This window comes from Ensifer sp. Root278 (assembly GCF_001429285.1).
Taxonomy (GTDB): domain Bacteria; phylum Pseudomonadota; class Alphaproteobacteria; order Rhizobiales; family Rhizobiaceae; genus Ensifer.
The window spans coordinates 63,373-87,565 of the sequence record NZ_LMJJ01000008.1 but is presented as its reverse complement, the minus strand read 5'-3'; the positions used below and the strand labels follow the sequence as shown (position 1 = coordinate 87,565).

Sequence of the window (24,193 nt, the reverse complement as noted above, 5' to 3'; positions counted from 1 at the left end):
CAAGGGGCGCCTTCCGAATTTCATGATTGCTTCTGCTTCAGCATTGCGCAAATAGATAATGGAAATAGAAGGCATAGATTTCAGGAATGGCATCACCGCGATTGGAACGGCTCGTCTGGGAGCTCGACTGGAACCTGCTGCGCACCTTCGTGGTGATTGCCGAGGTGAAAAGCATCACGCGCGCGGCCGAGCGGCTGAACCTCAAGCAACCGAGCGTCAGCAACGCGCTTCGACGGCTGGAAGACCGCGTTGGACGCCGGCTCGTCGAACGTGACGCGACGCGTTTCGATCTCACAGAAGTCGGACAGTTGCTTTATGAGCAGAGCGTGGAAGTCTTCGGCACGATCTCGCAGCTGCCGCAACTCGTGCGCGGCGTCAGTGACGACGTCACCGGCCACGTGACGATCGCGGTTGCAAGCCACGTGGTCTCACCGATCTTCGACCGGGCGCTGATGGAGTTTCACCGTAGCTATCCGCGCGCCACGCTGACGATCAACGTCGGGCCGAGCGGCGAGGTCACGCGCCAGGTGCGGGAGAAGCGTGCCTCCTTCGGTCTTTGTCTTGTCAGTGTCCGGGATCCGGCGCTCGACTATCTGATGGTCTTCCGGGAGTTTTTCGGCTTTTTCTGCGGCCCGCACCACCGGTTGTTCGGCAGGGACGGATTGAAGCTTGCCGACCTCAAGGGCGAGACGTCGGTTTCCTTCCATACCGACCATATCGCCGACGCGCTTCGGCCTGTGGCGCTGCTTCGCAGCGAAGCCAAGCTAAACGCCAATGTCGTCGGGGTTTCGTCAAGTCTCGAAGAGGTGCGCCGGATGACGCTCGCCGGTCTCGGCGTCGGCTCGCTACCGCTGCATGTCGCCCGCCGCGATGTGGCGGACGGGCTCCTGTGGCGCCTGCCACCCTATGACAATCCGCCCGCCATCGACATCTTCATGCTGACGAACCCGGAGAAAGCGATCAACCGGGCCGAGAAGGCGCTGATCGCCGGTTTGCAGACGCTGATCGCAGAAACGCCGGTTGAAGAACGCGTCTATGCCGATTGATCTGCGCGTACAGGCTCGTTGCTCGACAGGAGCGCCTCGGCGCGCGCCCGCGCGTCTGGCTCCAACGCAATGGCCGCGCGTGCCTCAAGATCGAAACGTACGGTCGTGGTCCTGTTGACCGCATGCACGATGCCGTCGAGCGTACCGGACATGATCTGCTCGAAGGTGACCGACGAGCGGCCAAGCTTGATGACGCACGACCGGATGGAGATCAGCGCGCCAGCCTTGGTTTCGTGTTTGTATTCGACCTCGGAGCGCACGTCTGCCCACCCCCTGCCCGATTCCGTCTCCACGCCGGCGATGTGGCCGAGAAGCTGGAAGCTCGCATCGTCGAACATTGCGGCGTAGTGGCGCACATTCATGTGTCCCATCGTGTCGCACATCCAGGGGTGAGCGACGCCGACATAGGTAGTCAAAGCTTGGATGGACATGGGTGCCTCGATCGTTGCGTAAGGTCGGTTGCCAGACATAGCGGACGCCCGGCGCTTCTGTCCATGGCGATCCGGACCAACGTCACATCGGCGGCCGCGTCTACATCGGCTTGGCAAAAGATGAGAAAAATCCGTGGGTAAGCGCGCTTGTTTTGGTCGGCAGCTAGGCGCGGCTGCGTTGCTCTCCTAGATTGACCGCTTGCGACGTGAGGAGGAATGAGCGTGAAAGTCTATCTCGCTGGCCCGGAAGTTTTTCTGCCCAATGCGGTCGAGATCCAGAAGGAGAAGGCGGCGCTGGCGCGGGCGGCCGGCTTCACGCCGCTGGTGCCGGGCGATCTCGAAATCCCGCCGGCGCCCACCAAACATGAACGCGGCCTTGCGATCTATGCGGTGGACGAGGGCATGATGCTCGCCTCGGATATGATCATCGCCAACCTGACGCCGTTTCGCGGCATCAGTGCCGATGTCGGCACGGTGTTCGAGCTCGGCTTCATGTGCGGCCGCGGCAAGCACGTCTATGCCTATACCAACACTTCGCGCAGCTACTACGAACGCATCCTGAATGATCATTACAGAGGCAACGCTGCACAGCGCCCCGACGGACGCATGGCAGGCGCCGACGGCCTCAGCATCGAAGATTTCGACATGGCCGACAATCTGATGCTGGATGGTGGCATCCTTCGCCGCGAGGGGGCGCTGATCAAGCGCGAAGTGCCAGAGGCCGATCGCCTTACCGACCTCGAGGCTTTCAAGGAATGCCTGGCCATCGCCGCAAAGCGGCACCTGGCGTAGAGTTGCGGTTGGTCCTGTCGTCCGGCGAGGGCCTGCCGAATTCGAAGAAATCATCGACCGTGACGGCCCGATCGCCGAAACTTATATCTCTGATATCGTTGCGGCCGGCCGCTCTATAGACGCAAATTGCACGTCCGAAGCAGTTCTCGCTTCTTTGAAGGATGCGATCGCGACGAATGGTGCCAATTTCTTTGCTTGACCTGAAACCGGACTCGATTGCCACAAGCGCCGCTCAGCCGCATCGATCGATTGGCCGCGCCGAGCCAACCTCCTATAGAGTTTACCGATCGGGAAATTATCTGCGGAAGACATCATGCGGCCGCGTTAATTTTCCCGTTCGGGAAAATTAATCTCGACAGAGCACCCAATATGCTGATACTTTCCCGAGCGGGAAAATAACGATGGCAAAACGGGTCAAAACTCCATCTGATATCGGCGCCCTGGTCCGAAGCGCACGCAAGGAGCAAAACTTGCGGCAGGACGAACTCGCCGGCGTTGCTGGCGTCGGGCTCCGGTTCATTGTCGATCTCGAGGCCGGCAAGCCGACAGCACAGATAGGAAAAGTGTTGCAGGTTCTGCAAACGCTCGGCTGTTCGGTCGATATTCTGGTTCCTGGTGAACGCAGACAATGATGAAAAGGGTTCTCAACGTCTGGTGGGATGGTCGAATTGTCGGGCAATTCTCCCAGGATCGGCACGGCGATATCGGTTTCGCCTACGCTGAAGCTTGGCTTGATGATGAAAGCACACTTCCGCTTTCAGCCTCCCTCCCGAAGCGCCCGCAGCGTTTTTCCCGTCGTGAATGCAGACCATTTTTTGGCGGCCTGCTGCCCGAAGAAAGCCAGCGCTTGGTTGCAGCGCAAGCATTGGGCGTCTCACCTGCAAATGATTTCGCGCTACTCGATCGCTTGGGCGGCGATGTTGCCGGCGCTCTTCAATTCTTGCCGGAAGATCAGGAACCCATAGAGACAGGACCGATTGCGGACCTGCAGCCGACGCCACTTGACGACGCAGGAATCGTTCGCGTGCTGGACGCACTTCCTTTGCGGCCGCTACTGGCCGGCGAGGAAGGCTTGAGACTATCGTTGGCGGGCGCGCAATCGAAAGTGCCAGTTGTTCTGGTTGACGGGCAGATCGCGCTTCCGCTTCCCGGCCAGGCGACCACACACATACTTAAGCCGCCGATCGCGCGCTTCCCAGGGACGACCGAAAACGAAGCCTTCGTTATGAAGCTCGGCGCCACGATCGGCCTAGACGTCGCCCCCGTCGAGCCGAGGTCTGCGGAAGGGCGCTCGTTTCTTCTGGTCGAAAGATATGACCGTGTCCGCGATGCCAGCGGCGTCGTGCGACGCATACACCAGGAAGATTTTTGCCAGGCGCTAAGCGTGCCTCCTGAAACGAAGTATGCCAGCGAAGGCGGACCGACATTCAAGGATTGCTTTGAGCTATTGCGGCGAGTATCGGCGCGGCCCGCTACAGATGTGTTGAAGCTGCTGGACGCCGCGATCTTTAACCTTATCGTCGGGAATGCCGACGCACACGGCAAGAATTTCTCATTCCTCTACGATGAGCAGGGAACTGGAATGGCTCCGTTGTACGACCTGCTTTCAACCGTTGCCTATCCAGACCTTTCACCAAAAATGGCCATGAGGATCGGAAAGCGTGCCACTCTCGCCGAGATGGACGCCGACGGTTGGCAGGCTTTTGCAAAGGAAGCCGGAGTTGGTTTCCGTTTGGTACGCCGCCGGATTACAGACTTGGTCGACTCCACCGCTGAAGCGGTAGCGAGAGTATTGGAAGACATCTCACACCTCCGCATCGATTCCGCTACGATAAATCACTTTGCGGACTTGATCGCGGGCCGCGCCAAACTCGTCAGGTTGTCGATTTAGCCGAACTGCGGAGTGCAATCCTAAAAGGCTTTGTTTCACCACCACCACCACCACGAATTCCGCGATCAGATTAGCTGCTTGTCACATCCAACGCTTCGGCAACGCATCCCCGCCCGGCATCTGCGCCGTCCGCACTGCCGGCCCAAGCGTTGATAAATCAGCCGCTATCTTCCACGTCGGGATCGGGCACAAAAATAGGCCACGGCTTTCCGGACGCCGGATCGGGATGCAGTGGCTCGTTTTCAGGTGTGTCGCTTTCGTCGCGGACCCGGTCGATTTCGCGAAGCACGCGCGGGGCGGAGTCGCGAAACTGCCATCCCGCCGTCATCGGTAAGAGCTTTCGTCGAAGTTCAGGTCGAACGCACCCCGCGCGTGTTCGGAGGGCAGCGAAAGCCTCTAATCGGAGGCGCAGGGCCACCCCGCCGGTGTGTTCAGACCGGCTGGCAACTTGGTCGAGCTATCGCCGCACGTCATGTCGACCTGCTCCTGTTCGAGCCCGGTCGCCTCGGAGAGGTTTACGCCCTCGATCCGCGTCAGGAACATGAACGCACCATCGAAGTCGATCGGTCCCGTGAAGCTCGAGTTGCTAAAGCTGGCGCGCGACAGATTGGCGTGAGAAAAGCGGGTTCCGGTCAATTCCGCCCTATCGAAATTCGCCCGTCCGAGTTCGGCTTTCTCGAAGCTCGTACCCGTCAATCGGGCGCCGCTGAAATTGGCGCGCTGCAGTTCGGAATTGACGAAGGACGCCTTCTCGGCGGCGATACCCGCGAAATTACAGCGATAGGCTTCGATCTTCGAAAAATTCGCTCCTTCGGCCAGGGCACCAGCCACCGATGAACGCACCAGTGTTGCCTTCTCCAGATTGGCGCCAATCAGATTGGCGCCCCGCAGGTCGGTCAAGGTGAAATCCGTGTTGACCAGATTGGCACCTTGCAGATCGCTACCGCCAAGCATGAGCGCCTTCTTGTTGCAGTCGGTCCAATCAGCGCCGGGTGCGGCCGCGTCCTTGCAACTCGCGGCGTGGCCGACCGCCGGCGCCGCCAGGGCGACAAGGCAAGCCGTGATTGCCGGCGCCAGCAAATTTTTCACCGTGCGAGCCGTCCCGTTCAGCGTTTTCCGGCGCAGCGCCGTGGACTGGCGCATCGCGCCGCACCCGTGGTCGAGATCGGTTTTGAGGATAGTCATGGCGCCGCTCCGGGACCCGCGGGGTCGAATGGTTTGTATTTCAGATGGCATACACACCCTTTGGATGATCGGCATCCCCGGTTGTGCGTGCTTCGGCGGTAAACGTATGACGTTGTTGCCCTTTATGCAAATAACAGAATTGAAAACGCTTCGTTTCAGATAGCGTCTTCCAACAGCCAGTCGCGCAGTTTGGCGTGGGGGCTCCCCTCGACAATGGCTGCTGGTGCGAGCAGTTGGTAGACCGTTCCGTCCTCGATAAATCCCGCGGGCGCGGCCAGAATGCCACTATCGACGTCGTCACGAACAAGCTGCCAAGGCCCGATCGCGACGCCGATTCCGGCGACCGCGGCCTGAAGGCTTATGTAGAAATGCTCGAAACTCTGTGAGCGCCGCCCGAGCGTGCGGCAATCGGCGAGCCTCGCCCAGGTTTCCCACGCGTCCGGGCGGCTACGCGACTGGAGGAGTACCGCATTGGCGCGCAGTTCCGGCAGGCGGCCCGCGTCAGGCCGGTCGAAAAAAGACGCAACCTTGTCGACACGGCAGACCGGGCCAGTGCGTTCGCGAAACAGCGGGGTCGCATGGACCGCGCCCGTCTGCAGGAAATCGTTTCGCCGGATAGCGAGATCGATGCCGCGCCCCAGCGTTACCGGACCGCCTCCGGCAACGAGATGTACAGGGACATCCGGGTGCCGCCCTTGAAAATCCGGCAACCTCGGGATGAGCCAGCGCATCAGAAGCGTCGGCTCGCAGGAAACCACGAGGGCAGACACCCTCGCCTCTTCCCTGATCTCCCGGACGGCGGCCTCGACGAGAGCAAAGCCCTCGCGCACGGCAGTCGCGAGCTTGCGGCCGGCGTCCGTCAGGAAGACGCGCCGGCTCCGCCTTTCAAACAGCGCCACGCCCAACTCGTCCTCCATGAGACGGACTGCCCGGCTGATCGCGCCATGGGTTAGATGCAATGCCTCCGCAGCGCGGCTGAAGCTTTCGAGCCTCGCCGCCGCCTCGAAGCAGCGCAGCGCTGCCATAGGCGGCAGGCGAACGGCGTTAATCTGTGAGCTAGGCTCACCAATATCGTCAGAATTCATCGTTAGTCGCCGCACCGTTTGTCGCCTATTGCTTCTGCAACATCGACGGAACAAGCGAGAAATGCAATGACGGAACTGTTAGCCGTAGTCACCATTACGATCTTGGCTGTCATCAGCCCCGGCCCCGATTTCGCGATGGTCACGCGCAACAGTCTTTTGCTGTCCCGACGGGCCGGCGTTTTGACTGCGCTCGGGATCGGCGCAGGTGTCTGCGTCCATGTCGCCTATACCATCCTGGGTGTCGGGCTTGTCATCCGGCGATCGATCCTTCTCTTCAGCATCTTGAAGCTTGGCGGTGCCGCCTACCTGATCTGGCTCGGTTTCAAGATGTTGCGCGCCAAGCCTGCGGGCCCGCTGGAAAAGCTCGACGTTCCGGCGCTTTCCGATCTCGGCGCCCTGCGCACCGGGTTTTTCACCAATGCGCTCAACCCGAAAACGACGGTCTTTATCGTCAGCCTCTTCATGCAGGTCGTCGAACCGACGACCCCGCTGCTTTTGCAAGTCGGCTATGGCGGCTTCATCGCAGCCGCCCATATCGTCTGGTTCGCCTTGGTGGCCTTGTTCTTTTCGTCCGGTGTCGTGCGTGTTCGCCTTCTTCGACTGCGGCATTGGATCGATCGCGTCTTCGGCGCCTTGTTGGTGAGTTTCGGCCTTCTCCTGGCAACGACGAGTGTCACCAAACCCTAGCTGCGGCGAACCTCTGACAGGCGCCTATCTCCTGTCATTATCGGCCATATGCCTTGCCTGGGACGCGGAAGCATGCAATATCCATACAATTATCAAGACCGGATATTGTAGCGATGAACGACGAACGCTTGCAGATTTCGTGGCGCCCCACCATTCGCAAGGCTGATGGACCTCTCTATCTCGCGATCGCGGATGCGATTGCCGCGGATATTGCCGATGGACGGCTTGCGGACGGGATGCGACTGCCGCCGCAGCGCGTGCTGGCAGAAGCGCTGGGGATCGACTTTACCACCGTTAGCCGTGCTTACAACGAAGCGAGGCACCGTGGCCACGTGGAAGGCCGCGTCGGCCAGGGCACCTATGTTAAGGCACGGCGGGCCAATGTCGCCCGTCCGGCGACCGGTGGCATTGTCGACATGAGCATGAATCTGCCACCGTTGTTTGACGATCACGCGCTTTCTGCGCGGCTCTGGGATGACATGGCAGCACTTCAGGCTGAGCACGGGCTCGACCTTCTGATGCGCTATCAGGCGCCCGCCGGCACACTGCACAACAGAGCCGCCGGCGCCGCCTGGCTGAGACCGCGCCTCGGCGAGGTGCCAGTCGGGCGCATGCTGGTCTGCCCTGGCGCGCAAGGCGCGCTGCTTGCCGCGCTCAGCAGTTTGGCCAAGGCAGGCGACACCATATGCGCCGAGGCGATTGCCTACCCGGGTCTTCGGGCGCTCGCCGCCCATCTCGGCATCACGCTGCTGGGGGTCGCCATCGATGACAAAGGCCTTATTCCGGAAGCCTTTGAGGAGCTTTGCTCGACGCATACATTAAAGGCCCTCTACTGCAATCCGACGCTTCACAACCCGACGACCGTCACGCTCTCGCTGGAGCGCCGCGAAGCCATCGTCGCCGTCGCCAGACGACATGGCGTGGCGATCATTGAAGATGACGCTTATGGCGCCCTCCCGGTGGCACCGCCGCCCGCGCTTGCTGCGCTGGCGCCGGATCTTGTCTATTATATCGGGGGCCTGGCAAAATGCCTCTCGCCGGCGCTCCGCATCGCTTATCTCGTCGTGCCGGATAGCCGCAGCTCGGTCCGGATCGAGGGCGCCATCCGGGCAACCGCCGGCCTGGCTTCGCCCCTCACAGCCGCTATCGCCACCCGCTGGATCGAGGATGGAACGGCAGATGCCGTCCTTGGCGCGATTCGCACCGAAACAGCCGCTCGGCAAAAGATAGCCGAAAACGCCCTTCCGAAAGACACGGCCGTCAGCGACCCTCATGCCTTTCATGTCTGGTTGCGCCTGCCGCGGCCCTGGACCCGCGGCGAGTTCAGCGGGCGGCTGCAGGCGGCGGGCATCGCGGTCGTTCCGAGTGACGCCTTTGCCGTCGGCCCGGCCCCGGAAGCCGTACGCCTGGGGCTGGGCGCGGCTGCCACACAAGAAGAATTGCGCCGCAGCCTTTTGACCATCGCTGACCTCCTCGGCCAATCCCCCGCCGCATCCAGCCTCGTGGTCTAAGGGAAACGGTGCTGCTGGCGGGCGAAATTGTCGCAGCAATGTATGCATACAATAATTTGACAATGTATGCTTTCGGGCGCTTAATCCTCCGGACCTGAGGCGGCGCCTAGGAATGGCTGGCCGCATACCAGGCAACATCGGCGAACATCAGGATGCGCCGGACGAGACGCCTGAAAGGAACGACAATGTCTTCGGATCACGAATGGCCACCCATCCCACCCATGCAGACCGGTCTGCGCGGCCGTTGCCCGCGCTGCGGACAAGGACACCTCTTCCAGGGGTTCCTGAAGATGCGCAAGGAGTGCGAAGTCTGCGGTCTCGACTATTCTTTCGCAGATCCAGCCGATGGCCCCGCCTTCTTCGTCATCTGTTTTGCCTGTGTGCCAAGCGTGCTTCTTGGCGTCTGGCTCGAGGTTCAGTATAGCGCGCCGCTCTGGGTGCATCTGCTGGTCACCGGCCCGTTCATGCTGCTGACATGTATTCCACCGCTTCGACCCTTGAAGGGATGGCTCGTCTCAAGCCAGTTCTTCTACAAGGCCGAGGAGGGCAAGGTCGTCAGGCGAAGTGCGGATCCGCCGGTTGCGACAACGCAGTAATGACCGCGCTTCACTGCGAGAACGTGGCTACCGGTCGCCGATAGTGCGGCGACCGTCTTCAGGTGGCGGCGCGCCTTGTCAGGCGGCAGATACCGTCCGCCCGCATCCGCCAGGAAGGCCGATCACCTGTTCGATACAGCGCGGCACTGGTCGAACAGAACCTTCTCCTTGGCATCCGCCTCCGGGCCAAGCCAAGTCAATGCCCCGAACTCGTCCCCAATCCGCCAACGGTAACTGCCTCCGTCACCGTGCGGAGACACATACATCTCCTCGGAGCGGTCGGTGAGGCGCCACATTCGGACGGTTTTGCCCGCAAGTTCCGCCAGCACGGACTCCTCACCGCTCTTCTTCTTCGCATAGGCAATGGTAACCGGACCTTGTTCGCAAGAATAAGCAATGACCGTTACTGCCGTGGTCGCTTTTGCTGCGAAAGATGAAGATGCATCCGAGAGCGACATGACTGCCGCGGCGATGAGGAATGCACATCGATTCATGCCGAAATCTCCGATGGGACCGTGCAGGCTGGATCGCCTTGCGGGCCTGTGTCCTAGGAGGAATTACAATCATTGGTTTCATTTCGTCAAGCAAGTCGCGACCATCAGGAGCGCGCCGGAGCGTCAGCGCAGCGGTTCCCTTCCAAGCAGCTTTTAGAGGCGTTGCGTGTGGGTCGCTGCAGCACTGATCGCGAACGGTCGGTCGCCTCCCAGAGTAGAAAAACCCAAAAAAAACTAATGGCGCCGCCAACTGTTGATCGTTGACGGCGCTCTTCACCGGAAGCCTCTCTTCTCAAAGGCCGGCACTAGGTAAAATAGAGACACCAAACCGTCAATGTGTAGTGTATGAAGTTTTTATGAGGGATTTTTGTCAATAGTTCCTCGCCGTCAAAATATCATTCGGATTCATTACTATCTATAAGCGGTCATTTTTATTTTAGAAACACATGATAGTGACTATTATGCCACACTATATATCAAAGAAGTTCTCCGAAGATTCGAAACAAAATTGTTACAAAGCTGTCGTTTGGCGATGATAGCGGTGTCGCCGCTGCCCGCCGCGAGTCATCGTGGCCGGTTCATTTCGTCGCAGCGCGAGCGAGGTAGCCGATAATTCTCTGGGGGACACCAGGGTCGGGCCTTGTTGACCTTGAAAACCATTAGAGAGATCGTCCGTATGAATATCAAAAGTCTTCTTCTCGGCTCCGCTGCTGCCCTCGCAGCAGTCTCCGGCGCCCAGGCAGCTGACGCAATCGTCGCAGCCGAGCCGGAGCCCATGGAATATGTTCGCGTTTGCGACGCTTTCGGCACTGGCTACTTCTACATCCCGGGCACCGAAACCTGCCTCAAGATCGGCGGCTTCATCCGTTTCCAGACCTCGTTCGGTAGTGACGCTTCGACCAGCCGTTACAACCAGGCGAAGCATGACTTCCTCGGCAACGGCGGCCCGAACTATTCCACTTCGGACTGGGATGCCTTCTCGCGCGCTTACATCTCGTTCGACGCCAAGAGCGACACCGAGTATGGCACGCTCACCGGCTTCTTCGCTGCTGAGTTCAACGCCGACAACGACACCGATNTCGCGCGCTTACATCTCGTTCGACGCCAAGAGCGACACCGAGTATGGCACGCTCACCGGCTTCTTCGCTGCTGAGTTCAACGCCGACAACGACACCGATTCTGGCGATAGCGACTTCATCGACGTTGATGAAGCCTACATCCAGCTCGGCGGCCTGAAGGCCGGTTTCTTCTACAACTGGTGGGATAAGGGTATCAACGGCGAAACCGACACGCTCGGCAACGTCACCGAATTCAACTCGGTCGCCTACCTCTACGACGGCGGTTCGTTCCAGGCCGGTATCTCGGTCGACGAGCTCGAAGGCTGGTCCACCAAGGCAAACGGCATCGGCATCTCCGGTATCGTTTCGGCTTCAGTCGGCGGCGTTTCGTTCGACTTGCTCGGCGGCTACGACACCGAGTGGGAAGAAGGCGCAATCCGCGGCCTGCTCTCGGCAGACCTCGGACCGGGCACCTTCCAGCTTGCCGGCATCTGGGCTTCGAACCCGAACACCTACTGGAAGGCTTCCGAGTGGTCCGTTGCAGCGTCGTACGCCTTCAAGGCCACCGACAAGCTGAAGATCACCCCCGGTGTCCAGTACTGGGATAGCCTGCAGACCTCGTTCACCGATTTCGGTGACGACGACATGTGGCGCGCTGGCGTAACGCTCGACTACGCGATCACCGAAGGTCTGGCGACCCGCATCTCCGTTCAGTACGAAGACAAGGACAATGCCGACGAGCAGGTCAAGGGCTTCGTCCGTCTGCAGCGCAACTTCTAATCCGACCACCATCGGATGCAATGGCCCGCAACCTCTGCCGAGGTTGCGGGCTTTCTTATTGCCAGCGAAATACGTCAGCCGCCGAATCCGGCGCTGATCAATTGGCTGGGGTTGGCTCGCCCAGCGAAAGCATCAGACGGTTCGCCCAGTTGAAGAACGCGGCGCCGTGGATCACATCGGCGATTTCCAATTCATCAAGGCCGGCCGCAGCCAAGCGTGCGACATGCTCGTCGCCGAAGGCGGGCGGTGTCGCAGTCAGCGCGACGGAGGCGGCAACGATTGCATTCCATCGCTCGCCAAGGTCGGCACCGACACCCTCATCCAACAGCTTTTGCACATCGTCGCCTCGATTCGAATGATGAGACGCGAAGCGCGCGTGGACCGATGCGCAGAAGATGCAGCCATTTGAACGCGAGGCGGCCGTGGCCGCGAGTTCGCGCTCCGCGCGTGGCAAGCCCGTGCGGGTATTGTAGAAGATGTCCTTGTCCGTCTTCGTACGTGCCTCCAGTACCTCCGGATCGCGTACCAGCAGGCGAAAATAGGGAGACTTTGCGCGCGCCGCTTCGACAAGCCCGCGGAGGTGTCGATCGGTCAGATCGTCCTCCGCCAAGGGCTGGAGCCACGGCGTCCAGCCGATTTCGGCCTGGGTGAAGGTTACAGGAGGATTTCCTACGCCCGGTGTGATGGCAACTTCAGTCATTGTCGCGGTTCCTCTCGACGTCTTATGCGGCGGCACGTTTCGATGCGGCGGAAAGCAGGCTGAGCCCGGCGATCACCCGGATCTGGAACGCGACAAACGAGACGAGTTGCGACAGCGTGACGATGCCATCTGTCGTCCAGCCGGCGTCGAGCAGCGCCTGCAGCGCTTGCGGGCTGGCCTCGCGCGGGCGGAAGACGAGCAGATGGGCATGTTCCAGCGCCGCTGAGAGCTTTTCGCCGAGCACGTCGCGGTTTGTGTCCGAGACGCGATAAAGCAGACCCGCCTTGTTCTCGACGCTCAAGGGCCCCTCGGGGTAATCGCCGTAGGGACCCGTCGCCTGCCCTGACCCAATCTCCGCCTTCAATACCTCGACAAGCCAGCGATCCGTACCGCTTTCCTCCAGGGGATTGACGTAGAATTCATAGATATCCGGTTGACGGTGAAGTCCGGCGATGAAGCTCGCAATTGTCTGCCGCTCCGCCAGGGAGACGTCGCCGGGTGCCTTGGGTCGAAAAAGCGCGAGATAGCTTTGCTGCGCCTGTTCTCGCGTTTCCGGTCGTTGGGCGCGTATGCTGTCGAGGCTCGATCCCGGGGTGATGCCCGCGAGCAGATCGATGATGTCTGGTGACACTTGGGTCATGGTTTTGTCTCCTCTACTGGGTGAAATCGGCGCTCAGTCTCAACCGACGGCACCAAACCGGCGCGCGTGGAACTTCTCCTGCGGCGACCAGCCGAGCGCTGGCGCAACCTTGGTCGCGATCAGTTCGATCGAACGAAGGATCAAAGGGTGCGGCGGATCGACGGAGTGAACCTGGAACACGAGGTCGGTGACGCGCTCCAGGGTCTCGTCGCGGCTGAGGCTTTCGATGACGTCGTCCACCGATCCGACATGGACGTCGAATGCGGCGATCAGATCGGCAAGGGAGTTGCCGGCAACTTTGTGACCGGCGGCAATCAAGCGTTCTGCACCGCGGTTCAGCCCGATCTCCGCCAGGCGCAGCGCTTCAGCACGGCTATCGGCGACAAACAGGCTGCGGGACCCGAGGATGCGGGGCGCGCGACCGGAGGGAAGCGCATGCAGATAGGCGTCGATGATCGGGTTCTGTAGTTCCGCCAACGAGGCGTTCGGCTTGTCCTGCGGCCGCGGCTGCGTGCGCGACAGCATCAGACCGTCGCCAGCGCGACCGGCGCGCTCGCCGCCGGCGACCGAGAAGGTTGCCTGCCAGATGCGATCGAGCAGTTGCGGCGCTGCGGGATAGAGACGATCCCCGCCGGCAAGCGCTCGGCCGGCCCAGGCATCAAGCACGGTTTGGAGATGCCGACCAAAGACCGCACCACGCTCGGCGCTTTCAAGGCCGAAGGCGGTGAAGGACGACGGCGTTCCGCCTGTGCCGAATCCGACCTCCAGGCGGCCCCCGGAAAGCAAATCGAAAACCGCTGCGTCTTCCGCCACCCGGATCGGGTTTTCGAGCGGCAGGGTGATGACGCCCGTGCCGAGGCGGATGCGCGTCGTTTCGGCTGCTACATGAGCGAGGAAAACAAGAGGCGCGGGCAGACCGCCTTCATCAGCATGGAAGTGATGCTGCGCCACCCAGGCGGTATCGAAGCCGAAGCGCTCGGCGGTCACGATCTGCTCCTTGGCGTAGTAATAGCGGGTGCCGGCGGGAACGTCGTCGAGCACACGTGTGAAAAAGCCAAGGCGCTTGCGTGGGGTGGTCTGTGTCATGGTCAGTCCTGTTCATAATTCCCGCCGCATCAGGCAGCGGCCCGGGGGCCTTGCCCGGGGATGGCGTTGATCAGCTCGCGGGTGTAGTCGCCGCTTGGATGTTCGAAGACGTCAGAAACCACCCCACCATCGACGAGGCGCCCATCTCTCAGGACGGAAACGGTGTCGGAGATCTGGCGCACCACGGCGAGGTCGTGGGACACGAAGAGGTAGGTCAGGCCGAGATCGCTCTGCAGTTCCTGGAGCAGGGCGAGAATGCGCGCCTGGACGCTCACATCCAGAGCGGATACCGCTTCGTCCAGCACCAGAACCTGAGGATCGAGCACAAGTGCCCTGGCGATCGCGACCCGCTGGCGCTGGCCACCGGACAGCGCGTGTGGTCGTCGCGCAACCGCGTCTTCGGGCAGCCCGACCCGGGAGAGTATCGCCCTCGCCTTCTCCTCGCGATCGCTGCGCTTCAGCCGGCTGAAATTGAGCAGGGGCTCTGCCACGATTTGCAGGATGCTTTGGCGTGGGTCGAGCGATCCGTAGGGGTTCTGGTAGACGAACTGGATCTTGCGCCGGAACTGCCGGAGATCCTCCCCGACAAGACGGGAGAGATCTGTTCCGTCGATTTCGATCCGCCCAGCGGTCGGTTTGTCGAAGCCAACGATACTTCTGATGGTCGTCGTCTTTCCCGAACCGGACTCACCAACGATCGCGTGGGTCGACCCGCGACGGACACGAAAGCTGAGATCGTCGACCGCGCGAAACCGGCTTTTGCCCTCGCCCGCAAATTCGCGAACAAGACCGTCGACGACGACAATATCGTCGTGAACCCCTGATGCTGCCCAACTGGCCCCCGGCCTGGACACGGCGCTTGCGAAAGACGGTGCAGCCGCAAGCAGTTGTCGTGTGTAAGGGCTGCGCGGGGCGGCGAGAACGACGCTGGCTGCGCCTTGTTCCTGAATTCGCCCGTCCTTAAGAACGACTATGCGATCAGCGCGGTCGGCGGCGACGCTGAGATCGTGGGTCACGAGAAGTACGGCAGTGCCGTACTCGGCTCGCAGTTCATCGATCAGATCGAGAATGCGTTTCTGCACCGTGACGTCGAGCGCACTCGTCGGCTCATCGGCGATGATCAACTGCGGTTTCAGGGCAATGGCGATCGCGATCAGCACGCGCTGGCGCATGCCACCCGACAGTTCGTGTGGATATTGCCGCGCCCGCAATGCCGGCTCGCTCAGGCCCACACGGGCAAGCAGGGAAATGACGCGATCGTCGATCCCGTCAGGGCGCAGCGCACCGTGGATCCGGAAGATCTCGCCCACCTGCGCGCCGATGGTCTTGACCGGGTTGAGAGAGTTTCCCGGATCCTGCGGCACGAGGCTGATCCTGGCGCCACGTACCGTTTCCAGTTGCCGATCGGTCCATCGGGCAATGTCCGTCCCGTTGAGCTTGATGCTGCCGCGTTCGACGCGACCGTTCGCGGCAAGCAGACCGATGATCGACTGCGCCGTCGTCGTCTTGCCGGAGCCGGATTCGCCAACAAGGGCAACGACTTCGCCAGGATTGATGCTGAAGGAAACATCGTGGACGGCGCGTCGTTCCGCAGTTCCATCACCATAGGCGATGCATAGTCCCTCGACTTCGAGAACGGGCGACACCTGCTGAGGGATCACGGTCATGCTGCGGTCTTTCCGAAAGATTGGCTGACCCGATTGGCAGCCAATACGACGAGAACGACCACGACGCCGGGGGCCGTCGTCAGCCACCAGGCCGTCGAGATGTAGTTGCGGCCTTCTGCGATCAGCAGGCCCCATTCGGGCGTCGGCGGTGGCGCGCCATAGCCGAGAAATCCGAGTGTCGAGATTTGCAGCACGGCCGAGCCGAACTGCAGCGATGCGAAGGCGAGAACCGACGTCAGAGAGTTCGGCAGGATGTGCCGCCAAAGCACCGATGCAAACGTGCCACCACTGCCGAAGGCCGCCTCGACATAGTCACTGCGGCGTACACGCACGACTTCGGCCCGGGCCAGTCTGGCGAAGCCCGCGACCGAGGTGACGCCGACGGCAATAGCCGCATTCACCGTGCCGAAGCCGAGCAGGATGATGATGCTGAGCGAGAGCAGCAATGGCGGGATCGACAGGAAAACATCGACAAGCCGCATGATCGCGTCATCAAAACGACGCCGGACGGAGCCGGCGACCACGCCGAGCCCGGTGCCCACGATAAGACCGAGGCCAACGGCGACAAAGGCACCCGTCAGCGAATGCACGGCACCATGGACGATGCGCGCGTAGAGGTCGCGTCCGAGAGCATCGGTCCCAAGCAGATGTTCTGCGCTGGGGCGCTTCAACTGCGCGCCACCCACGCCCTCGAGGGGGTTGTAGCCTGTGAAGAGCGAGGGGGCGACTGCCCAGAGGAAAACCGTCGCCAGAATGAACCAGGACAAGGCCAGTCCCGGAGGCACGCGGCGTAACGTCGAGGCCACGCGAGAGCGCCGTCCTTGGGTCCGCCGGATTGCATCCGCAGCGATGTCGTCGTGAAGCGTATCGAAGGTGGTCATGCGGCAACTCCGACTTTTGTCCTGAGGCGCGGATCGAGCACGGGATAGAGCAGGTCCACGACAAGATTGATGATCACGAAGGCGAGCGCCGAGAGCACGACGATGGCCTGGAGGACGGCGGCATCCTGGCTGCCGACGGCCCGTTCGGTAAGGCCGCCGATGCCGTTGAGTCCGAAGACGGTTTCCGTCACCACGGCCCCGGCGATCAGTTCACCGAAGAGCACGCCCGCAATGGTCAGTGTCGGGAGGAGCGCATTCTTCGCCACATGCCGCCAGAGAATCCAGTGACGGTTCGCGCCTTTGGCACGGGCGACGCCGACGAAGGGCCGCGTCAACACGTCGTCGATGTTGCGCACAAGCACCTGGGCGAGCGGTGCAGAAATCGGCACCGCGAGCGCGAAGACGGGCAGGATCAGTTCCTGCCAGGGGCCGGGATTGATGACCGGAACGAGCTTCAAGCGGAAGGAAAAGATCTGGATCAACATGATCCCAAGCCAAAAGGTGGGGATCGAGATGAAGAGCGAAGGAACGGATTGCAGTACTCCGCGCAGCCAGGTGAACGGCGTCAGACTGGAGAGGAAGGCGATGAGAATCGCCAGCACGGAGGCAAGGAGGAAGCCAAGCGTGGCGAGTTTCAACGTTGCCGGCAGATGGGCTGCGAGCAAGCTGTTGACCGGAACGCCCGCCTGAACGGAGTAGCCGAAGTCGCCGGTCAGGAATTTGCCGATCGTCTGCACGTACTGAACGAGAATCGGGCTGTCGGCGGCATAGGAAGCGCGGATTTCGGCGACCTGTTGCGCGGTCAGTCCAAGATCGGGGTTTTGGAACTTGATGAGGATCGCATCGCCGGGCATCGCCTGCAGCAGCACGAAGGAGATCGTGAATGCGGCCCACAGGACGAAGAGCGCCTGTCCGACGCGATTGAGCAAATAGGCGGACATGATCCAATCCTCTGCGTGCGAATTTCGGGGAGTGGCGGCCACCGCGAGCACGGTGACCGCGGGTCGATCAATGCTCGGCGAGCCAGGTGCTGTAGAAGCTCGGACGACCGACTGCCTCGAAGGCGACGCCCTGGACGTAAGGGGCGCCGGCGTAGGCCTGCGGCTCCTCGAAGATCGGGATCGCATAGGCCTGGTCCACGACGTAGTCCTGGATCTCGCCGGCGATCGCGAGGCGCTTTGCACGGTCCGGCTCGGAGGCCAGGGCGTCGAGCAGGCCGTTCAGCTTGTCGTCGACGAAGCTCTGGACCTTGTCGCTGAGACCACCCTTCTGACGCAGCACGTCACGGTTCTTCGGGTAGTACTGGCTCTTGATCACGTCGGGGTCGGCGCGACCGACCATCGCCGGAGAGACGGGCGTCTTCAGCGGATCGAGATCGTCGACCGTCCTGCTGCCACTATCGCCGGCAAGCACGTTGAGCTTCACGCCAACCTTGCCCCATTGCTGGGCGACCAGTTGCAGCGTCTCCTTGTTCTGCGGCTGCGGCAGGGATTCGTAAGCGGTCAGCACAAGTTCCTTGCCATCCTTCTGGCGCAAGCCGTTGGAACCGACCGACCAGCCGGCCTCGTCGAGCAGCGCCTTGGCCTTCTCGGGATCGAAAGCGAGCTTTGCCGAGATATCCTTGTAGCCGAGCGCAGAGGACGCGATGATCGAGGTCGCCTGCGGATAGTTGGCAGAAAACAGCGTCGTGACAATTTCCTTGGCATCGGTCGCGTGCAGCAGCGCCTGGCGCACCTTGATGTCGGCCACGAGCGGATTGTCCGGCCGGAAAACGACGCTGTTGTTCACGCCGCGGGTCGATGGTGCGTAGATCTGATAGTCCTGTGCCTCGACTTGGCTCTCGTCATAGGCCTGGACCTGGCGGATAAAATCCGCCTGACCCGCGAGCAGCGCACCGATGCGCACGCTGTCTTCGCCGGTGATGATGTATGTGATGCCATCGAGATAGGCGCGGCCCTGGTGCTCGAGCTTCGCGGGACCCCAAACATACTCTTCGCGCGCCTTGAGGTTCAGCTCCTTGCCGATCGTCTCGCTCTCGACCACAAAGGGACCGGAGCCGATGATCTTGGTCGCATCGCCAAGCTCTTCGAAGGGAAGCGCGAGTGTGCTTGCGGCGACAAGCCCGGAGCCGATGACCGATGTTCCCTGCAGGAAACCCGGCGAAGGTCGCTTGAAATAGAATTTGACGGTCAGCGGGTCGATGACTTCGCTGCGCTCATAGTTGTTGATGACTTCGGAAACGGGGTGCTTCAGCGCTTTGTTGCCGAGACCGAAAACGTCGTAATTCTTGGCGACGGCTGCCGCGTCGAGAGGCGTGCCGTCGGAAAAAGTGACGCCCGGGCGGATCTTGAATGTGTATTCGGTCGCATCAGCATTGACCGTCCAGGATTCGGCGATCCACGGTTCGATCTCAAGCGTCTTGGGGTTCTGATAGGTCAGCTTGTCGGTGATCTGATTGAGGATGCCGCCGTTCGGATAGAAGCCGCCTGCCGGGGGATAGAGATTGGTATGGGCTTGCTGCTCCAGATAGATCAGCGTCCCGCCTTTTACCGGCTCCGTGCCTTCGGCGTGGGCACCCACGTGGGTCAGGCCGGTCGCCGCGAGCGTCGCGAGGGTGAGCGCAAGCCGTTTCAGTTTCGTCGTCATGAGAGCCTTCCTTCGAAAATCTGAAGGCTATGGTACGACTGCCAGCGCCATTATCAATTAAATCTAGTAAATTAATATGCTATATGTTTCGACGGATGGGAAAGAAGCATCTCGCTCGCAGGCAAGGCTGAGATAATTGTCCCCGGCGTGCAAATTCACGTCGATCTCGACATGCACCGAGCATCTCGTCTTTGTGGAAAAGCCACCCCTGCGCCGACCCGCCACACACGCGACATGGACACGTGCTTGATTGCGGCCGGCATTGACAAGCCTGTCATTATCCGTTGAAAAAACTCGGCAATTCCTTTGAACCTCCCAGGGATCGAAAAGCATCATGGAAAGTAACAAAGTCCTCGTCGTCGGCGGTGCCGGCTATATCGGCTCGCACACCTGCCTCGAACTTGCCAACAAGGGGTTCGAACCCGTCGTCTATGACAACCTGTCGAACGGTCACGAGGAATTCGTCAAATGGGGCGTGCTCGAAAAGGGTGATATCCGTGATCGCCAGCGGCTCGACGAGGTGCTCGCCCGCCACAAGCCGCGCGCCATCCTGCATTTTGCCGCGATGATCGAGGTCGGTGAATCAGTCAAGGATCCGGTCTCCTTCTATGACAACAACGTCATCGGCACCCTCACACTGCTTTCGGCCGCGCTTGCCGCCGGTGTCGAGGCCTTCGTCTTCTCATCGACCTGCGCCACCTATGGCCTGCCGGAAAGCGTGCCGATCGACGAGCAGCACCGCCAGGCGCCGATCAACCCCTACGGCCGGACAAAATGGGTGTGCGAGCAGGCACTGAAGGACTATGGCCAGTACAAGGGCCTTCGTTCGGTGATCCTTCGCTACTTCAACGCCGCCGGCGCCGATCCGGAAGGCCGCATCGGCGAGTGGCACGAGCCCGAGACGCACGCGATCCCGCTTGCGATCGACGCGGCCCTTGGCCGCCGGCAAAGCTTCAAGATCTTCGGCACGGACTACGACACGCGCGACGGCACCTGCGTGCGCGACTATATCCACGTGCTTGATCTGGCCGACGCGCATGTGCGCGCCGTCGAATACCTGCTGGCCGGCGGCGACAGCGTCGAGCTCAATCTCGGCACGGGTACGGGCACGACCGTCAAGGAGCTTTTGACGGCGATCGCCGATGTCTCCGGCCGCGAGTTCAATATCGACCGGGTCGAGCGTCGCGAGGGCGATTCCACGACGCTCGTCGCCAACAACGACAAGGCACGCGACATTCTCGGCTGGGTCCCGCAATACGATCTGTCGGATATCACCCGCACCGCCTGGAACTGGCATTCGCGCCGCAACCAGGGCGCCTGATGAATTGCTGAACCGGTGCGGCGTTTCAGGCGCCGCACCGAAAAGACTTAAGCTACGCCGCCTGCCGCAATGGCTTCGGTACGATCCGCGAGCGCAAACGTCGCGTCAGCGGCTTTTCGAGAAGCAGATAGGCGGCGACGCCCAATGCAGTTCCCGATACGACGGCGAGGAACGCCGATAGAGCAAGGTCGACACCCGCCCTGGCACAGACCTTCACCACAACCGATATGGCGAAGGTGTGCCAGAGATAGATGGAATAGGACGCATCGCCGAGAAGCATCGGCAATCCACGGGGGCGAAACCAGCCACGACTTTCGAGCGCCAAGGTTCCGACGACAAGCATGACGGCCAAGGGCCCGAGCACGAATTCGTCGAAAGGCAACTGAAACACGGCCAGCGCCGAAAAACCTGTAATCGCGATTGCAACGAGCGCCATGCCGGCATTGCTTCCCGGTACCCTGCCCCGCAGCCACAGTTCGGCAATGATCATACCGGCCACGAATTCGAGAATGATCGGCCGCGTATAGGTGGCGAACAGCACATTGTCGCTGTCGATGGCAAAACCCAAGCCGACCAGCAGCAGGAAGCATGCGGTGATCGCCAGCAATCGACGCGACCGCGGCAGCAAGAGGGTCAAGGCGAAGACGGCGTAGAAGAACATCTCGTAGTTCAGCGTCCAGCCTTGGACCAGCACCGGCCACACCTCGCCGGTGCTTGGAGAGGCCATTGGGACGAACAAAAGTGATGCCACCACGTGGGTGGGGCTAAGAACGAGATTGGGGAAAAGCCCGGCAAGGCCGCCAAGAACCATGACGGCTGTTGCCAGCCAATAGACCGGCGCGATCCTTTGAACGCGGTCACGCAGGAAAGAGATCGGCGACATTGGCTTGCGCTCGCTGATCACCCACATGATGAAACCACTGATGACAAAGAAGATGTCGACGCCGGCAGCGCCGATCGCGAAATGATGCCCTGTGCGCTCGGCCGCATGAAAGACGACGACGCCGAGCGCTGCAACCGCACGCAGGTACTGGATCCCGTAGATAGTGGCCATCGCGCCCCCGTTGGTCCGGTCCATCAGTACCTCAGCTGCGGCATGGCCTGCGGCACGATCCGCGCTCTGCGAACCTCAGCCGGGCGCGCATCCGGTCGGGGTTGCGGCAAGGTCAGTTTGCCGGCGGCGAAATAGAGCAGGAACGACCCGACATGGTAGGGGTTCATGATGTCGATCTCGACGAAAGAGCGCACCAGCAGCAACATCGCGATACCGAAGAGCACCGAGGACTGGGTATCGTCGTCCTCCGTCAAGAGGCGCTTGATATGGCCGAGAACGGTCGTCAGCAGAATGCCCGATAGCAGGACAAGCCCGATTGCACCTGTTTCCACGATCGCCTCGATGAAGGTGTTGTGGAAATGGAAGCCCGAGCGCGTCGAGATGAAGAATTCTTCCCAGAGGCGTTCGGCCTCAGAGAAGCCCTGAACCCAATAGGCCTGGTAGCCGACGCCGACCACCGGCGATGCCATGGCGGCTTCGATGCCCTGCTGCCACAGATAGGTGCGCCCGGTCAGCGTCGAATCCTTGCCGAAAAGGCCAAGCACCAGATCGACGCCGCCGCCATAGATGCCCGCGACAGCAACCAACGCCCCACAGATGACAGCTGCAAGAAACAGACCCTTGCGGTGGCCGGGCGAGAGCAGACCGACGACGCGCATGCCAAGCCAGAGCCCGATGATCACGGCGCTGGTCAATACGGATGTGGCCGATTGCGAAGCGAGCAGCGAATAGGCCGCAAGCAGCCCGAGCGCGCCGGATGCCAGCAGCCACAAGCGTCGCTCCCCAAGAGCGACAGGCGCAATGAAGGCGAAGTAGATGCCGAGCGAGGCGTAGAAACCCAACTGGTTCTTCGAGGCGAAGGCGCCGACGAAGCTGTATGTGCCGTCGAGCGGATCGAGATGGTAGACACCAAAAAGCAGGGAATAGACGAGCACGATCCCGATGCCCGCGATCGCACCACGCGTTAGCGTTCTGATGTCGATGAGCCTCATGGCGATCAGGGCGCAAACGACATGCGACAGATATTGGATCCCGGTGCGGGCCGTCATCGAGGGTGCTGCCGACCAGAAGACCGACAGACAGGCAAAGACGGCAAAGCCGAGGATCCACAGACGCCTGCCGTAGTTGCCGAGCACGCGACGGTAATCGACAAGCACCAGCGGCAGCCACAGTCCGTAGTAAAGCAGGATCGACGCCTGCCCGAAGCGGGACGAATAGGCGAAGACGAAGAACGACAGCGCAATCGCAACGGTGCCATAGGCACCATTGCGATCAGGCGATATCAAGCTCGACTTCGCAATTCTCACGGTCGATCCTACTGCGTCGCGAGGTTGGCTTGAACCTTGATCACGTCGCCCGGCAACACCGGCGTGTTTTCATCGGCAGTGATCTCGGTCGGCTTGCCGTCACGCTCGCGGATGATCGAATAGGCGATGGCGGCGTCTGCCGTATTGTCCTTCGATTGTGCCGCTTCCGCCGATTGCAGCAGTGCTTCTGCCATCAGGTCGCGGCTGGTGCCGAGCTTGATCTGCAGCGTGTCGAGTTCCGCTTCAGTGTTCTGGAGATCCTGCGCCAGCTGCGCATCCCAATCGTTGCGAAGATTGGTTTCGTCCTGCGCCGCCTTGCTGACATCCTGCTTCGCCTTGAGCGAGGCCGTGTCGATGTCGAGCAACGCAGATTGCAGTTCGGCGACCCGTTGCTCCAGCGAGAGCTTGCGCTGGCTGAGCGCCAGCCCCTTTTCGGCCAGGCTCTCGACCTTCTCGCGGTCCTCCGCCGCGAGCTCCATCTGGCGGTTCTGCGTTTCCGACTTCTTTGCCAGCGACTGGATTTCGCTTTCCAGCAATGCCTTCAAATCGGCGAGCGACTTCAATTGCAGCTTCTGCCTCCTGTCGCGCGAGCTCATCAGGGCCGTCTCGTTTGCAAGAAGCTTGTCGATGCCGGGTACGCCCTGAAGGTCCTTCGGCAATTCGATGCCCTGCTTGTCGGCAATCTCGGCCTGAAGCCTGGCTCGCCGGATCAGCAGCCGGTTGCGTTCGGCCGTCTGCACGCTCGAATCGCCGTGAGCGTTGATATAGTCGCGTGCGAAACGTTGCCCGCTTTCGGAGCGACGCAATCCGCCGCCGAGGCTTATCGCCTTCAGCACCGTCAGATTGGGTGCGAAGGGATATTCGCCAGGCTTTTCGACCTCGCCAGAAAGATAAAGCGGGCGGTATTGTGCAAGTTCGACGGAGGCGGACGGGCGATCGCGCAGACCGAACAGGGTCTGCATCTTCTCGCCGATCGCTTCTCCGACCTCGGTGGTCGTCTTGCCGGCCGCCGGCAGATCGCCGATGAACGGCAACGACAGCGCGCCGGACGGCCCGACGGTGTATTCGCCAGTGACAACCGACCAATCGCGCACAGCGCCTTCGGCGGTTTGCCACTCGGCGACGCGAATCTTGAGCTTGTCCATGGTGCCAAGCTGATATTCCTCGGCGCCGGCTTGAGTGGCGCCGAGGACCACCGCGGCAACCAGGACCGTGTGGTGAAGGAAACGAGACACCTTGCGGGAAATCCAGGACTTCCCTGACGGAGCGTGTTTGTTCATATGAGGTTCCCGTTAAAAGACGCCGATCCCGCGGTCGACCTATCGGTCGCGCGGG

General features: G+C 61.2%; 23 protein-coding genes and 1 pseudogene. 10 read left to right on the top strand and 14 right to left on the bottom strand.

From position 1 onward, the window contains the following. The first annotated feature begins 86 nt into the window (after positions 1 to 86). Positions 87 to 1,046: a LysR family transcriptional regulator gene (locus tag ASE60_RS09330; RefSeq protein ID WP_057249523.1), complete on the top strand. Its 960-nt coding sequence runs from the start codon at positions 87 to 89 to the stop codon at positions 1,044 to 1,046. Here the strand turns inward: ASE60_RS09330 and ASE60_RS09325 are convergent. Continuing rightward, the gene (locus ASE60_RS09325) at positions 1,034 to 1,477 is read right to left on the bottom strand and encodes a thioesterase family protein (protein WP_057249521.1); all 444 of its coding nucleotides are present in this window, start codon (positions 1,475 to 1,477) and stop codon (positions 1,034 to 1,036) included. The genes ASE60_RS09330 and ASE60_RS09325 overlap by 13 nt on opposite strands. 216 nt (positions 1,478 to 1,693) lie before the next feature. Between ASE60_RS09325 and ASE60_RS09320 the strand changes: the two genes are divergently transcribed. The 3 genes from ASE60_RS09320 to ASE60_RS09310 all read left to right on the top strand — a co-directional run bounded on the left by ASE60_RS09320 (position 1,694) and on the right by ASE60_RS09310 (position 4,160). Continuing rightward, positions 1,694 to 2,269, top strand: coding sequence for a nucleoside 2-deoxyribosyltransferase (locus ASE60_RS09320; RefSeq protein WP_057249519.1), 576 nt, complete (start codon positions 1,694 to 1,696; stop codon positions 2,267 to 2,269). Between the two features lie 401 nt (positions 2,270 to 2,670). Continuing rightward, positions 2,671 to 2,901: a helix-turn-helix transcriptional regulator gene (locus tag ASE60_RS09315; protein WP_057249517.1), complete on the top strand. Its 231-nt coding sequence runs from the start codon at positions 2,671 to 2,673 to the stop codon at positions 2,899 to 2,901. Beyond that, positions 2,898 to 4,160 (top strand): type II toxin-antitoxin system HipA family toxin, encoded by a 1,263-nt coding sequence (locus tag ASE60_RS09310; protein ID WP_057249515.1) that lies wholly within the window; start codon positions 2,898 to 2,900, stop codon positions 4,158 to 4,160. Before ASE60_RS09315 ends, ASE60_RS09310 begins: the two co-directional genes overlap by 4 nt. 396 nt (positions 4,161 to 4,556) lie before the next feature. Here ASE60_RS09310 and ASE60_RS09305 read toward each other — a convergent pair whose 3' ends face one another. After that, a complete protein-coding gene (locus tag ASE60_RS09305; protein ID WP_244495577.1) occupies positions 4,557 to 5,420 on the bottom strand; it encodes a pentapeptide repeat-containing protein in 864 nt (287 codons plus the stop codon). A gap of 80 nt (positions 5,421 to 5,500) precedes the next feature. Further along, positions 5,501 to 6,370 (bottom strand): LysR family transcriptional regulator, encoded by an 870-nt coding sequence (locus ASE60_RS09300; protein ID WP_244495584.1) that lies wholly within the window; start codon positions 6,368 to 6,370, stop codon positions 5,501 to 5,503. Between the two features lie 126 nt (positions 6,371 to 6,496). Between ASE60_RS09300 and ASE60_RS09295 the strand changes: the two genes are divergently transcribed. The 3 genes from ASE60_RS09295 to ASE60_RS09285 all read left to right on the top strand — a co-directional run bounded on the left by ASE60_RS09295 (position 6,497) and on the right by ASE60_RS09285 (position 9,224). Further along, complete coding sequence (locus ASE60_RS09295) at positions 6,497 to 7,117, top strand: LysE family transporter (RefSeq protein WP_057249511.1); 621 nt, start codon at positions 6,497 to 6,499, stop codon at positions 7,115 to 7,117. A 113-nt stretch (positions 7,118 to 7,230) separates the two neighbouring features. Next, positions 7,231 to 8,628, top strand: a complete 1,398-nt coding sequence (locus ASE60_RS09290) for a PLP-dependent aminotransferase family protein (protein WP_057249510.1) — start codon at positions 7,231 to 7,233, stop codon at positions 8,626 to 8,628. 185 nt (positions 8,629 to 8,813) lie between these two features. Beyond that, positions 8,814 to 9,224 carry a DUF983 domain-containing protein gene (locus tag ASE60_RS09285; RefSeq protein WP_057249508.1) on the top strand — a complete coding sequence of 137 codons (411 nt, stop codon included), beginning with the start codon at positions 8,814 to 8,816 and terminating at the stop codon, positions 9,222 to 9,224. A gap of 122 nt (positions 9,225 to 9,346) precedes the next feature. Here ASE60_RS09285 and ASE60_RS09280 read toward each other — a convergent pair whose 3' ends face one another. Then, on the bottom strand, positions 9,347 to 9,718 hold the full coding sequence (locus tag ASE60_RS09280) for a hypothetical protein (RefSeq protein ID WP_057249506.1): 372 nt from the start codon (positions 9,716 to 9,718) through the stop codon (positions 9,347 to 9,349). Positions 9,719 to 10,394: 676 nt separating this feature from the next. Here ASE60_RS09280 and ASE60_RS35565 point away from each other — a divergent pair. Together ASE60_RS35565 and ASE60_RS09275 are read left to right on the top strand one after the other, a co-directional pair. Further along, positions 10,395 to 10,796, top strand: a pseudogene (locus ASE60_RS35565) (porin); the annotation flags it as partial. 1 nt (position 10,797) lies between these two features. Continuing rightward, positions 10,798 to 11,556 (top strand): porin (locus tag ASE60_RS09275; RefSeq protein ID WP_244495576.1); only part of this gene is annotated, 759 nt, incomplete at its 5' end. 97 nt (positions 11,557 to 11,653) lie between these two features. On the opposite strand, the gene ASE60_RS09270 is transcribed toward ASE60_RS09275, so the two are convergent. From ASE60_RS09270 to ASE60_RS09240, 7 genes are all read right to left on the bottom strand, one after another. Further along, positions 11,654 to 12,256: an alkylhydroperoxidase domain protein gene (locus ASE60_RS09270; RefSeq protein ID WP_057249504.1), complete on the bottom strand. Its 603-nt coding sequence runs from the start codon at positions 12,254 to 12,256 to the stop codon at positions 11,654 to 11,656. Positions 12,257 to 12,278: 22 nt separating this feature from the next. Next, positions 12,279 to 12,896: a CMD domain protein gene (locus tag ASE60_RS09265; RefSeq protein WP_057249502.1), complete on the bottom strand. Its 618-nt coding sequence runs from the start codon at positions 12,894 to 12,896 to the stop codon at positions 12,279 to 12,281. Between the two features lie 39 nt (positions 12,897 to 12,935). Then, complete coding sequence (locus ASE60_RS09260) at positions 12,936 to 13,982, bottom strand: putative FMN-dependent luciferase-like monooxygenase (RefSeq protein WP_057249500.1); 1,047 nt, start codon at positions 13,980 to 13,982, stop codon at positions 12,936 to 12,938. Positions 13,983 to 14,011: 29 nt separating this feature from the next. Next, the gene (locus tag ASE60_RS09255; protein ID WP_057249498.1) at positions 14,012 to 15,649 is read right to left on the bottom strand and encodes an ABC transporter ATP-binding protein; all 1,638 of its coding nucleotides are present in this window, start codon (positions 15,647 to 15,649) and stop codon (positions 14,012 to 14,014) included. Continuing rightward, positions 15,646 to 16,530, bottom strand: coding sequence for an ABC transporter permease (locus ASE60_RS09250; RefSeq protein WP_057249496.1), 885 nt, complete (start codon positions 16,528 to 16,530; stop codon positions 15,646 to 15,648). Before ASE60_RS09250 ends, ASE60_RS09255 begins: the two co-directional genes overlap by 4 nt. After that, complete coding sequence (locus tag ASE60_RS09245; RefSeq protein ID WP_057249495.1) at positions 16,527 to 17,471, bottom strand: ABC transporter permease; 945 nt, start codon at positions 17,469 to 17,471, stop codon at positions 16,527 to 16,529. Before ASE60_RS09245 ends, ASE60_RS09250 begins: the two co-directional genes overlap by 4 nt. A gap of 67 nt (positions 17,472 to 17,538) precedes the next feature. Next, positions 17,539 to 19,176: a TIGR04028 family ABC transporter substrate-binding protein gene (locus ASE60_RS09240; protein ID WP_057249493.1), complete on the bottom strand. Its 1,638-nt coding sequence runs from the start codon at positions 19,174 to 19,176 to the stop codon at positions 17,539 to 17,541. 334 nt (positions 19,177 to 19,510) lie between these two features. Here ASE60_RS09240 and galE point away from each other — a divergent pair, with 334 nt between their 5' ends. Continuing rightward, on the top strand, positions 19,511 to 20,497 hold the full coding sequence (galE, locus tag ASE60_RS09235; RefSeq protein ID WP_057249491.1) for a UDP-glucose 4-epimerase GalE: 987 nt from the start codon (positions 19,511 to 19,513) through the stop codon (positions 20,495 to 20,497). A 52-nt stretch (positions 20,498 to 20,549) separates the two neighbouring features. Here the strand turns inward: galE and ASE60_RS09230 are convergent, their stop codons facing one another. Genes ASE60_RS09230 through ASE60_RS09220 form a run of 3 tightly spaced genes read right to left on the bottom strand, consistent with a single transcriptional unit; the run spans position 20,550 to position 24,138 of the window. Further along, positions 20,550 to 21,551, bottom strand: a complete 1,002-nt coding sequence (locus ASE60_RS09230) for an acyltransferase (protein WP_057249703.1) — start codon at positions 21,549 to 21,551, stop codon at positions 20,550 to 20,552. A gap of 23 nt (positions 21,552 to 21,574) precedes the next feature. Continuing rightward, positions 21,575 to 22,858 (bottom strand): O-antigen ligase, encoded by a 1,284-nt coding sequence (locus tag ASE60_RS09225; RefSeq protein ID WP_057249489.1) that lies wholly within the window; start codon positions 22,856 to 22,858, stop codon positions 21,575 to 21,577. An 8-nt stretch (positions 22,859 to 22,866) separates the two neighbouring features. Then, complete coding sequence (locus ASE60_RS09220; RefSeq protein ID WP_057249488.1) at positions 22,867 to 24,138, bottom strand: polysaccharide biosynthesis/export family protein; 1,272 nt, start codon at positions 24,136 to 24,138, stop codon at positions 22,867 to 22,869. Between the last annotated feature and the right edge of the window lie 55 nt (positions 24,139 to 24,193).

Excerpts from the sequence above, each read along its gene's own strand:
- ASE60_RS09330 (WP_057249523.1), top strand. The coding sequence starts at position 87 with ATGGCATCACCGCGATTGGAACGGCTCGTCTGGGAGCTCGACTGGAAC.
- ASE60_RS09325 (WP_057249521.1), bottom strand. The coding sequence starts at position 1,477 with ATGTCCATCCAAGCTTTGACTACCTATGTCGGCGTCGCTCACCCCTGG.
- ASE60_RS09320 (WP_057249519.1), top strand. The coding sequence starts at position 1,694 with ATGAGCGTGAAAGTCTATCTCGCTGGCCCGGAAGTTTTTCTGCCCAAT.
- ASE60_RS09315 (WP_057249517.1), top strand. The coding sequence starts at position 2,671 with ATGGCAAAACGGGTCAAAACTCCATCTGATATCGGCGCCCTGGTCCGA.
- ASE60_RS09310 (WP_057249515.1), top strand. The coding sequence starts at position 2,898 with ATGATGAAAAGGGTTCTCAACGTCTGGTGGGATGGTCGAATTGTCGGG.
- ASE60_RS09305 (WP_244495577.1), bottom strand. The coding sequence starts at position 5,420 with ATGCCGATCATCCAAAGGGTGTGTATGCCATCTGAAATACAAACCATT.
- ASE60_RS09300 (WP_244495584.1), bottom strand. The coding sequence starts at position 6,370 with ATGGCAGCGCTGCGCTGCTTCGAGGCGGCGGCGAGGCTCGAAAGCTTC.
- ASE60_RS09295 (WP_057249511.1), top strand. The coding sequence starts at position 6,497 with ATGACGGAACTGTTAGCCGTAGTCACCATTACGATCTTGGCTGTCATC.
- ASE60_RS09290 (WP_057249510.1), top strand. The coding sequence starts at position 7,231 with ATGAACGACGAACGCTTGCAGATTTCGTGGCGCCCCACCATTCGCAAG.
- ASE60_RS09285 (WP_057249508.1), top strand. The coding sequence starts at position 8,814 with ATGTCTTCGGATCACGAATGGCCACCCATCCCACCCATGCAGACCGGT.
- ASE60_RS09280 (WP_057249506.1), bottom strand. The coding sequence starts at position 9,718 with ATGAATCGATGTGCATTCCTCATCGCCGCGGCAGTCATGTCGCTCTCG.
- ASE60_RS09270 (WP_057249504.1), bottom strand. The coding sequence starts at position 12,256 with ATGACTGAAGTTGCCATCACACCGGGCGTAGGAAATCCTCCTGTAACC.
- ASE60_RS09265 (WP_057249502.1), bottom strand. The coding sequence starts at position 12,896 with ATGACCCAAGTGTCACCAGACATCATCGATCTGCTCGCGGGCATCACC.
- ASE60_RS09260 (WP_057249500.1), bottom strand. The coding sequence starts at position 13,982 with ATGACACAGACCACCCCACGCAAGCGCCTTGGCTTTTTCACACGTGTG.
- ASE60_RS09255 (WP_057249498.1), bottom strand. The coding sequence starts at position 15,649 with ATGACCGTGATCCCTCAGCAGGTGTCGCCCGTTCTCGAAGTCGAGGGA.
- ASE60_RS09250 (WP_057249496.1), bottom strand. The coding sequence starts at position 16,530 with ATGACCACCTTCGATACGCTTCACGACGACATCGCTGCGGATGCAATC.
- ASE60_RS09245 (WP_057249495.1), bottom strand. The coding sequence starts at position 17,471 with ATGTCCGCCTATTTGCTCAATCGCGTCGGACAGGCGCTCTTCGTCCTG.
- ASE60_RS09240 (WP_057249493.1), bottom strand. The coding sequence starts at position 19,176 with ATGACGACGAAACTGAAACGGCTTGCGCTCACCCTCGCGACGCTCGCG.
- galE (WP_057249491.1), top strand. The coding sequence starts at position 19,511 with ATGGAAAGTAACAAAGTCCTCGTCGTCGGCGGTGCCGGCTATATCGGC.
- ASE60_RS09230 (WP_057249703.1), bottom strand. The coding sequence starts at position 21,551 with ATGGCCACTATCTACGGGATCCAGTACCTGCGTGCGGTTGCAGCGCTC.
- ASE60_RS09220 (WP_057249488.1), bottom strand. The coding sequence starts at position 24,138 with ATGAACAAACACGCTCCGTCAGGGAAGTCCTGGATTTCCCGCAAGGTG.